Origin of the sequence: Spirillospora sp. NPDC049652 (assembly GCF_040675125.1) — a bacterium.
Lineage (GTDB): Bacteria > Actinomycetota > Actinomycetes > Streptosporangiales > Streptosporangiaceae > Spirillospora.
The window spans coordinates 1-5,451 of the sequence record NZ_JBFAOF010000472.1 but is presented as its reverse complement, the minus strand read 5'-3'; the positions used below and the strand labels follow the sequence as shown (position 1 = coordinate 5,451).

Below are 5,451 nucleotides of genomic sequence, written 5' to 3'. Positions count from 1 at the left end.
GGGCTCGACTGCGACGTCCGGGTGGCGCTGACGAGCCCGAGCAGCGCCGAGCCGAACCGGTCGGCGAACTCGCGGGTGTGCCGGACGAACGCCTTCATCTCCGGCTCCCCGAAGTCCGACGCCGAGCCGCCCGGGAACCCGCCGCCGAACCCCTTGCCGCCCGCGACGCCGAGCCGCGTCCCCGCGCACTCGACCACCGTGCCGGTCCCCTCCAGCACGGTGATCCTGGCGTCCCGCAGGATCGCGGTGATCTCGTCCTGCTGGTCGGAGTGGTAGTCGTGGTTGCCGAGCACCGCGACCACCGGCACGTCCGCCTGGGACAGCTCGGCGGCGGCGACCTCGCCCTCCTCGGCCGTCCCGTGCCTGGTCAGGTCCCCGGCGACCAGCAGCACGTCGGCGTGGTCGGACAGCCCGGCCAGGCGCGGGCCGTAGGTTCCGGCGACCTCCGGGCCGACGTGGATGTCCCCGACGGCGGCGAGGCGGATCATGACAGGGTCTCCTCCCCGTCCGGGGCCCGCACCGGGACCACGGACACCTCGTTGCGGATCTCGCGGCCCTCGGCGGCGGCCCGCGCGGCGTCCTCCAGCTCGCGCCGCCGCTCCTCCGACACGACCTCGCCGCGCAGGTACACGGCCTCGTCCCGGACGTCCACGCTGATGCCGAGCTCGTGCGCGCGCGTGGCGAGCCGCTCGGCGATGTGCGCCTCCAGGTAGTCCGGTTCGTCGGTCACAGGAATCCCCCCTCGATCACGTCCAGCCGGACCAGCAGGGTCAGGAACGCGTAGGCGTACGGCGAGTGCGCGGTGCGCCGCGCGACCTCCGCCCAGTCCACCTGCTCCCGCAGCGACCGGCACACGTGCAGGTAGGCGGCGAAGTCGCAGGCCGTCTCGGTGAAGGCCAGCAGCCGCATGACGACCAGGTCGGTCGCGGCGAGGACGGGCATCCGCACCGCCGCGACGATCAGCTCGTCGGCCCGGCCGAGCAGCGCGTCGTCCACCGCGCCGTCCACGGGCGCGTAGATCAGGTCGATCAGCTGCTCGCCGTCGTAGACCTTGGCGAGCCAGTTCTCCGGCGCCTCATGGAACCGCATCCCGGCCTTGACCAGGGCTTTCACGGCGTTCTCCACCTCGTCCTCGGGCAGTACGAAGTCCACGTCGTGCGTCGACTCGGCCGCGCCGCGCGCGTAGGCGGCGAACCCGCCCGCGAGCGCGAAGCGGACGTCCGCCTCCAGCATCACCGACGCCGCCTTCTTGAGGCTGAGCAACAGCCCCTCCGCGGCCGATCCGGAACTGCCCGTGTCCACGTCCCCCCACGCGTTCCTCCGGTTACGTTCGCCGTACCGGTACCCGAACAACGCCCGCCTACTCAGCCCTCCCAAGATCCCTCCCAGCCTCCCCGGCCCCGGTTGCGCAGGCAGCGGCCGCTCCCACGGCCGCGCGCCGAGGATCAGGGACGTCCGCCCAGGCTGAACGCGGGGTGGTGGGTGGTGGCCCAGGTGGTGAAGGGGGTGGGTGGGCGGTTCAGCACTCGTTCCACGTCGGGGGTCAGGATGGCGTTGCCGTGGGAGGCGACGAGGTGGGCGCCGCGGACGGCCTTGGCGATGAAGGCGGAAGGTAGTCCAGCGGCGGTGAGACGGGCGCGGTAGGCGTCCGGGGTCTCCGGGGCCATCTCGATTTTCCGGTGGATGACCCGGCCTAGCCGTTCCGCCATCTCGGGGTTGCTGAGCAGGTCGGGGCCGGTCAGCGTGTAGGTCGCGGAGTCGTGGTCGGACGAGGTGAGGACGCGGGCGGCAACTTCGGCGATGTCCGCCGGGGCGATGACGCCCTGCCTGCCGTCGCCCATCGGGTTCGGGACGGGAAGGCCCGCGCGGATCGCGTTGGCCCAGCTCAGCGTGTTGGACGCGAAGCTGGACGGCCGCAACACCGTCCAGGCGAGCCCGCTGGACCGTAGCGCCCGCTCCCCCGGCAGATGCCAGTCGTCGTCTTCGCCGTCGCCGGTGCCGATCGCGGACAGCTTGACGGCCTTCGCCACGCCCGCCGCCCGTGCCGCCGCGAGGATCGCCTCGTCATGCCGGGGAATCCAGGGGCCGGGCGCGCTGAGCATGAAGACGGCGGCGGCTCCCTTCGCCGCGTCCAGAAGGGACGCGGGGTCGGTGAAGTCCGCGCGGACGGCCTCCACGCCGTCCGGGAGACTCTTCGCCTTCGCGAGGTCGCGGGTGATCGCGCGGACCTGCTCGCCGCGCGCCGCGAGCACTCCGGCCAGTTCTCGACCGACGGTTCCGGTCGCTCCCGTTACGAGGATCATGCACGTCAGCATCGGGGGTGAAGCGCTGGATCCTCTTGGAAAAATCGGCACGTCGCGGCGGGGTAGCGTGACGGGATGGCGGACGGGCTGATCGAGGCGGTTCACGATCCGAGCGCATCGGGCGGGTCCGGGCTCGTCCACCTGCCGGACACGGGGACGTCCCTGGTGTTCCGAAGCACGGCCGGCGGACGCGCCGACCTGCTCGTCGTCGGACCCCGCACCCGGGCCGCGTACTTCACCGGAAAGGAGTTGCCGGTCTGCGTGGGCGTGCGGCTGCGTCCCGGCGTGGCGCGGGCGGTGCTCGGCGCGCCGGTCTCCGACCTGGTCGACCGGGTCGTCCCGCTCGCCGAGTTCTGGGGCGCGGACGCGTCGCGCCTGGAGCGGCGGCTCACCGACCTCGGCGACCGGGACCTGATCGCCGCGCGCATCGAGAGGGCGCTGCGGGCGAGGGTCGCCGAGCGCGGTCTGGGCGGTGAGATTCGGCTCGTGCACGCGGCGGCTCGGGAGCTGACGTCCGCGCGGCCGGCGCGCGTTCCCGACCTCGCGCGCCGGCTGGCGGTCAGCGAACGCCATCTGCGCGGCCTGTTCACCGAGGGCGCCGGGCTGCCGCCCAAGGCGTTCGCCCGCATCGCCCGTCTTCGTGCCGCCTTGGCGCGGAATCGCACCGCGGCGCCCGAGGACGCGGGCCAGCCCACCGGGCCCGGGGCCGGTGGGCTGGCGGAGCTGGCGGCGGTCAGCGGGTACTACGACCAGGCGCACATGTCCGCGGAGTTCCGCAGCATGCTGGGCGTGCCGCCCGGGGCGTTCTTCGCCGGACGGCTGCCCGCCCCCGCCACCTGCTGACCGGGCGGGCGGTCAGGACTCCCAGAGGACGGCGAGGGGGCCCTGGCGGGAGCGGAAGGCGTCCACGAACAGGCGGTGGTCGTCGCGGACGATCTCGGCGTAGGCGGTGCCGAACTCGACCATGGCCTCCACGAAAGCCTCCTCGTCCGCGCCGATCGCCGCGGACACCGCGTCCTCCACCTGGAAGCCGACCAGCGTGTGGTCGGAGTCGCGGTCGGACACGCAGTGGATCTTCGCGGTGGCGCGGCCCAGGTGCTCCAGGACGGGGAGCATCTCGTCCGGCTCGGTGAGCGCCGCCCAGTCGAGGTCGGCCTCGTACGGGGACAGCTCCTGGACGACGTAGCCGGTGCCGTCCAGCTCGGTGTAGCCGAGCCAGGGGTCGGTGGCGGCCTGCAGCGCCCGCCGCGACACCGCCGTCCGGTGCCCGTGGTGCTGGAAGTAGCCGCGGATGGCCGGGTCGTCCACGACGCGGGACGGCGCGGCGACGTTGCCCTGCTTCATCGACAGGATGACGTCGTTCTCCAGCGCCTGCGTCTGCCCCTCGACGAGGAGCATGTAGGCCGACAGGCCCGCCGAGCCGATCCCGAAGCCGGACGACCCGACGACGTCCTTGACGGTGTAGGTGAGGCTGCCGAAGCGGCGGTCGTGCGGGATGGTCTCCAGGTAGGACGCGTACGCCTTCTCGACCTTCGCGCGTTCGGCGTCGTCCAGCCGCCGGACGCCCGGGCCGTCGGCGAACCGGCGCTCGTGCTGCTCGACCATCGTCATCGAGTTCAGCAGCCCGACGCGGGTGGAGCCGAGCGCGCCGAGCAGGACGTCCCGCACGTAGCCGGTGGCGGCGTCGAGCGTGATCGCGAACTTCTCGTCCCCCTCGTGCGTGGCGAAGTGCCGCACCTGGTCCACGTACGCGCGGACGTAGGTCTCGATGAGCCGCCGGATGGACGCGTCGGAGATCGCCTTCCCCCAGGCCAGCAGCGCGAGGCTCGCCACGAACCGCTTGACGTCCCAGGTGAAGTGCCCGAGGTAGGCCTCGTCGAAGTCGTTGACGTCGAAGACGAACACGCCGTCGGCGCTCATGTAGGTGCCGAAGTTCTGCGCGTGCAGGTCGCCCTGGATCCACACGCGGGAGGTCCGCTCGTCGGCCCACGGGTCGTCGTCGCGGACGACGTCGGCGTAGAACAGCGGCGCGCTCCCCCGGTAGAACGCGAAGGGGTCGGCGGCCATGCGGCGGAACCTGCGGCGGAACTCCGCCGGACTCCGTCCCATCAGGTCGCGGTACGCCTCCACGAGGACGTCCACGATGCGCTCCTGACGCTCCCCTGGCGTCAGGTCGCGCAGAACCTGGGTGATGCTCGCCATCCCGGCACTCCTCCATGCGGACGATCGGCCCCACCCCCACGGGCGGGGCAACTCGCCACATTCTGCCGGTCCCGGAAGCCCCGGAAGCCCTATCGCGCGGGGCGTTCGGTGTTCCTCACCCGGGGGGCGGCGGCGGTCCGCACATCGGCGCAGGTGAGGCGGACGGAGGACGGTCCGGGCGCCTTCCGCTTCCCGGCCGCCCCGGCGCCGCCGCCGGACTCCTCCGGGGTCTCAGACGCCCGAGCCGAGCTCGGGGAGGTTCGCGGCGAGCGGCACGAACTCGTCCGACGACAGGAAGCCGTTGCCGTCGGTGTCGTACTCGGCGAAGAGCGCCCGGACGATCCCGGACAGGTCGGCCACCTCGGCGGCCGGGAACATGCCCGCGATCGCGGCGGTCACCTCGTCCACGGTGAGCTGGCCGTCCCCGTCGGTGTCGTACTGGGCGAACACCGCCTCGAACTTCTCGGACATGGAAATCCCCCTCCTGGCCGGTGGTAATGGCCCCCGATCGTAACGGCTCGGGCGGAACGCCCGCCGGGACCGGGCCGACCACCGGCCGCGGAGGCCCGGGAGGGGGCCGCCGCACGCCCGTGAAGTAACGTCATGTAGTCGACCAAAGACGAGGAGTGATATTCATGGCACGTCGTTCCACCGTCCTGCTCAGCGCGATCGCCGCCGCCGCGATCGCCCCGGCGGTCGTCCTCTCCGGTCCGGCCCAGGCCGCGCAGCCCGTCCCGGCCCTGGAGAAGGGCCGCTTCTACTGCGAGAACGTGCAACTGCAGGCGCACCATCTCTTCGCGAGCCGCTGCGTCCCGCTGTCCCATGGCCGGCTGTTCCAGTTCGAGGTCTTCAACCGCGCGAGCCAGCGCCACGCGTTCCACTGCGCGCGCGGCTGGGGCGAGGGCCAGGTGATCAGGGGCGAGGACTGTTACGCGCTGCACCGCTG

General features: G+C 72.7%; 8 protein-coding genes. 2 read left to right on the top strand and 6 right to left on the bottom strand.

Translation table 11 applies throughout. The annotated features are described in order from the left end of the window. From AB0J52_RS25490 to AB0J52_RS25475, 4 genes are all read right to left on the bottom strand, one after another. Positions 1-488, bottom strand: a 488-nt coding sequence (locus AB0J52_RS25490) for a metallophosphoesterase family protein (RefSeq protein ID WP_500184751.1), incomplete at its 3' end; no start/stop codon positions are given. After that, positions 485-730 carry a BON domain-containing protein gene (locus tag AB0J52_RS25485; protein ID WP_500184749.1) on the bottom strand — a complete coding sequence of 82 codons (246 nt, stop codon included), beginning with the start codon at positions 728-730 and terminating at the stop codon, positions 485-487. The genes AB0J52_RS25485 and AB0J52_RS25490, both read right to left, overlap by 4 nt. Continuing rightward, on the bottom strand, positions 727-1,263 hold the full coding sequence (locus tag AB0J52_RS25480; RefSeq protein ID WP_500184747.1) for a hypothetical protein: 537 nt from the start codon (positions 1,261-1,263) through the stop codon (positions 727-729). Before AB0J52_RS25480 ends, AB0J52_RS25485 begins: the two co-directional genes overlap by 4 nt. Before the next feature lie 182 nt (positions 1,264-1,445). Then, positions 1,446-2,303 (bottom strand): NAD(P)H-binding protein, encoded by an 858-nt coding sequence (locus tag AB0J52_RS25475; protein ID WP_500184746.1) that lies wholly within the window; start codon positions 2,301-2,303, stop codon positions 1,446-1,448. Positions 2,304-2,378: 75 nt separating this feature from the next. On the opposite strand from AB0J52_RS25475, the gene AB0J52_RS25470 reads away from it, so the two are divergent. Next, positions 2,379-3,146: a helix-turn-helix domain-containing protein gene (locus AB0J52_RS25470; protein ID WP_500184744.1), complete on the top strand. Its 768-nt coding sequence runs from the start codon at positions 2,379-2,381 to the stop codon at positions 3,144-3,146. Between the two features lie 12 nt (positions 3,147-3,158). On the opposite strand, the gene AB0J52_RS25465 is transcribed toward AB0J52_RS25470, so the two are convergent. Continuing rightward, positions 3,159-4,505 (bottom strand): DUF2252 domain-containing protein, encoded by a 1,347-nt coding sequence (locus AB0J52_RS25465; RefSeq protein WP_500184742.1) that lies wholly within the window; start codon positions 4,503-4,505, stop codon positions 3,159-3,161. A gap of 231 nt (positions 4,506-4,736) precedes the next feature. Further along, positions 4,737-4,976 carry an EF-hand domain-containing protein gene (locus AB0J52_RS25460; RefSeq protein ID WP_500184741.1) on the bottom strand — a complete coding sequence of 80 codons (240 nt, stop codon included), beginning with the start codon at positions 4,974-4,976 and terminating at the stop codon, positions 4,737-4,739. Positions 4,977-5,140: 164 nt separating this feature from the next. On the opposite strand from AB0J52_RS25460, the gene AB0J52_RS25455 reads away from it, so the two are divergent. After that, positions 5,141-5,451 (top strand): hypothetical protein (locus AB0J52_RS25455; RefSeq protein WP_500184739.1); only part of this gene is annotated, 311 nt, incomplete at its 3' end.

Coding starts and splice junctions, on each gene's coding strand:
- AB0J52_RS25470 (WP_500184744.1), top strand. CDS start 2,379: ATGGCGGACGGGCTGATCGAGGCGGTTCACGATCCGAGCGCATCGGGC.
- AB0J52_RS25465 (WP_500184742.1), bottom strand. CDS start 4,505: ATGGCGAGCATCACCCAGGTTCTGCGCGACCTGACGCCAGGGGAGCGT.
- AB0J52_RS25460 (WP_500184741.1), bottom strand. CDS start 4,976: ATGTCCGAGAAGTTCGAGGCGGTGTTCGCCCAGTACGACACCGACGGG.
- AB0J52_RS25475 (WP_500184746.1), bottom strand. CDS start 2,303: ATGATCCTCGTAACGGGAGCGACCGGAACCGTCGGTCGAGAACTGGCC.